At 62.5% G+C, this 4,024-nt stretch carries 3 protein-coding genes; all 3 read left to right on the top strand.

Annotation, left to right across the window (positions count from 1 at the left end; all coding sequences use genetic code 11):
* A partial coding sequence (locus ACO6D5_RS08500; RefSeq protein ID WP_049054014.1) for an electron transfer flavoprotein subunit alpha/FixB family protein occupies nucleotides 1-317 on the top strand: 317 nt, incomplete at its 5' end.
* A 194-nt stretch (nucleotides 318-511) separates the two neighbouring features.
* On the top strand, nucleotides 512-2,203 hold the full coding sequence (gene aspT / locus ACO6D5_RS08495) for an aspartate-alanine antiporter (RefSeq protein ID WP_485825117.1): 1,692 nt from the start codon (nucleotides 512-514) through the stop codon (nucleotides 2,201-2,203).
* 113 nt (nucleotides 2,204-2,316) lie between these two features.
* The coding region (locus tag ACO6D5_RS08490) for a bifunctional aspartate transaminase/aspartate 4-decarboxylase (protein WP_485825116.1) at nucleotides 2,317-4,024 on the top strand (1,708 nt) is incomplete at its 3' end.

Below are 4,024 nucleotides of genomic sequence, written 5' to 3'. Positions count from 1 at the left end.
GCAGCGCCGAGAACTTCAAGATCCTGGACCCGCTGGCCGACAAGCTGGGCGCCGCACTGGGCGCATCGCGTGCCGCCGTGGACGCCGGCTACGCGCCGAACGATTGGCAGGTTGGCCAGACGGGCAAGATTGTTGCGCCGCAGCTATACGTGGCGGTTGGTATCTCGGGCGCCATCCAGCATCTGGCCGGCATGAAGGATTCCAAGGTCATCGTCGCCATCAACAAGGATCCGGAAGCGCCGATTTTTGGCGTGGCGGATTATGGCCTGGTGGGCGATTTGTTCCAGGTCGTGCCTGAATTGACCGGCGCGCTGTAAACCACCCGGTCACGTCGTATAAAAAACCGCAGGCGGTGAGCCTGCGGTTTTTTTTTGGTTCCCGATAATCTGCGTCCCTTTGTTATGGCTGTAGTATTTCTTTTGAATTTCTGAAAGATTCTGATAATGTGTTCCGCGCGCAGCAGGATTGTTCGCGCACGTGCTCGACCTGTACAGAACGAAGGAGATTCGGGATGGAATGGTTCTTTGACACATTGCGGAAATACCCTGAATTAGCGGTTTTCCTGACCCTGGGATTGGGTTATTGGATCGGCGCCAAAAAGCTCTTCGGTTTTAATCTAGGCGCGGTAACGGGTACATTGCTGGTGGGCGTGCTGGTCGGTCAACTCGACATCACCATCGCCCCGATTCTGAAGCAGGTGTTCTTCCTGCTCTTTCTCTTTGGTCTTGGCTACGGCGTCGGGCCACAATTCTTCCGCGGCATGAAAAGCGATGGCCTTCCCCAGGTCATCTTTGCGGTCATCATTTGCGTGATTTGCCTGCTGGTCACCTGGGCAACCGCCGTGGGCTTCGGCTTTGACGCCGGCACCGGCGCTGGCCTGCTGTCGGGGGCGCAGACCATTTCCGCGGTGATGGGGGTGGCAACCGACACGATCAATGGCCTGAGCGTGGATGCGGCGACCAAGAAGCAATGGATCGACAGCATCCCGGTTGCCTATGCCGTCTGCTACATCTTCGGCACGGTGGGCAGCGCATGGCTGTTGGCCTCGCTGGGCCCGAAGCTGATGGGCGTGGACATCGTGAAGGAGTGCAAGGAATACGAAGCCAAGATGTCCGGGGCATCGGATTCCATGGAGCTGTCCGGCTACCGCAAGTTCACGGCGCGCGCCTATCGCCTGGATCACGTCGAGCATGTCGGCAAGACGGTCGGCGAGCTGGAATCGAAGTTCGTCGAAGCCCGCGTCTTCATCGAGCGGATCCGCCGCGGCGACCAGGTCCTGGACAACGACTCGACCACCGTGCTGGAGGCCGGCGACGTGCTGTGCGTGACCGGTCGGCATGACGCGCTGGTCCTTCAGGCGTCCGGCATCATCGGAACCGAAGTCGAAGACCGCGATTTGCTGAGCCTGCCCGCCGAGATCGTCGAGGTGGTGCTGACCAACAAGAACGTGGCGGGCAAGACGCTCAAGGAACTTGCGGAAAACGAGACCGTGCGCCAGCTGGGCCGCGGCGTCTTCTTGCGCAAGGTCGTCCGTGGCGGCCATGAGATGCCGGTCAATTGGGGCCTGAAGCTGGATCGGGGCGACCGCCTTTTCGTGCTGGGCGCCAAGCGCGACGTTGAACGGGTGATAGACAAGCTGGGCTACGTCGACCGCGCCACCAATCAGACCGACATGGTGTTCGTGGGCTTCGGCATCTTGCTGGGCGGCCTGTTCGGCACCCTCGTGCTGACGGTAGGCGGCATCCCCATCACGTTGTCGACCTCCGGCGGCGCGCTGATCTCCGGCCTGATTTTCGGCTACCTGCGTTCGGTGCACCCCACCTTCGGCCGCGTGCCGGAGCCCGTGCACTGGTTCCTGACATCCGTGGGGTTGACCGCCTTCGTGGCGGTGGTCGGCATCACCTCGGGGCCAGGCTTCGTGCAGGGCTTCCAGCAGCTCGGGGCCAAGCTGTTCGTGGCCGGCATCATCGCAACCAGCGTGCCGATGATCCTGGGGGTGTATATCGCCCGGTATGTCTTCAAATTCCATCCGGCCATCGTGCTGGGCGTCTGCGCCGGCGCCCGCACCACGACGGCCGCGATCGGCCAGATCACCGAAACGGCGAAAAGCCAGGTGCCCGCCCTGGGCTACACGGTGCCTTACGCCATCGGCAATACCCTGCTCATCATCTGGGGGATTGTCATTGTGTTGCTCATGACCTAGTGGGACGCCCCGCGAGCCGCATGGCTTGCGGGCAGCACATCGGGGCGGCGGGCGTGCCCGCCCGCACCGCCCCGGCAAGCGCTTGTCAAAACGCAAACCAGGAGTACTGAATAATGGCTTCCACCACGCCCCTTACCGTCAGCCTGGCCTCGGCCCTGAAAACGACGCGGTCGCGCCAGCGCGACCTTGAACAGTTGTCGCCCTTCGAACTGAAGGATTATCTGATCACGCTGGCCAAGGAAAACCAGCAGACCGCCGCGTTAACCATGTTGAACGCCGGCCGCGGCAATCCCAACTGGATCGCCACCGAGCCGCGCGACGCCTTCTTCCTGCTTGGCCAGTTCGCCATGAAGGAGGCGCGCCGCGTGCGCGACGATGCCATCCTGGCGGGCATGCCGGCCAAGAAAGGCTGCGCCGACCGCCTGCGCAAATTCCTGTCCAAGCACAAGGGCGAGGACGGCTACGACTTCCTGGTGGGCGTGCTCGAATACGGCGTGAAGATCAAGAGCTTCGATCCCGACGAGTGGATCCACGAGCTGACCGACAGCATCATCGGCGACAACTATCCCGTGCCGCCGCGCGCGCTGGTCCACATCGAGCAGATCGTCCACGACTACCTGGTCAAGGAAATGTGCGACGGCCGCCCGCCCAAGGGCAAGTTCGACCTGTTCCCGGTCGAAGGCGGCACGGCCGCCATGTGCTACATCTTCGACTCGCTGATGCAGAACGGCCTGCTCAAGCAGGGCGACACCATCGCGCTGTTCCTGCCGACCTTCACGCCCTATATCGAGATCGCGCACCTGGAGCGCTTCCAGTTCAAGATCGTGGCCATCAACGCCAGCAGCCTGCGCGCCGACGGCACGCACGACTGGCACTATCCGGCCAGCGAGATCGCCAAGCTGGAGAACCCCAAGATCAAGCTGGCGGTCACGGTGAACCCGAGCAATCCTCCGTCGGTCGCGTTCAGCCCGGTCGAGATGAAGCAGATCGTGCGCCTGATCCGCAAGAACCCGGACCTGGTGCTGGTGACCGACGACGTCTACGGCACCTTCGTGCCGAATTTCCGTTCGCTGATGGCCGAGGTGCCGCACAACACCATCTGCGTGTATTCCTTCTCGAAGAACTTCGGGTGCACGGGCTGGCGCCTGGGCGTGATCGCCATCCACGAGAAGAACACGATGGATCGCCGCATCGCCGAGCTGCCGGCGTCGTGGAAGCAGCGCCTGAACAAGCGCTACGGCGCCATGACGATGGAGCCTGAAAAGCTCAAGTTCATCGACCGCATGGTGGCCGACAGCCGCAACGTGGCGCTGAACCACACGGCTGGGCTCTCCTTGCCCCAACAGGTGCAGATGGGGTTCTTCGCGTTGTCGCACCTGCTGGACCTGAAGGATGCCTACAAGCATCTGACCATGGAGATCGTGCGCGCACGGCGCGATGCGCTGTGGAGCGGGCTGGGCATCCCGCTGCCGCCGGAAGATCCGATGCGCGGCTGGTACTACGTGGAACTGGACTTCATGGTCTGGGCCAAGATCATGTATGGCGATGCCTTCTGCAAGTACATGACCACCAACTACGAGCCCGTGGACTTCCTGTTCCGCCTGGCGGAGAAGTCCGGCGTGGTGCTGATGGACGGGGGCGGGTTCGGCGGACCGCCGTGGTCGATCCGCATTTCGCTGGCCAACCTGGACGACGCCGACTACGCCAAGATCGGCAAGTACATGGTCGAATGCGCGACCGAGTACGTCGAGGCATGGAAGGCATCCGAGCTGGTGCGTTCGGGCCCGACGGCAGGCAAGGGCCAGACGGTGAGGGCGGGCG

The organism is Achromobacter sp. (genome assembly GCF_057314935.1).
This window is presented reverse-complemented; position numbering and strand designations above follow the sequence as displayed.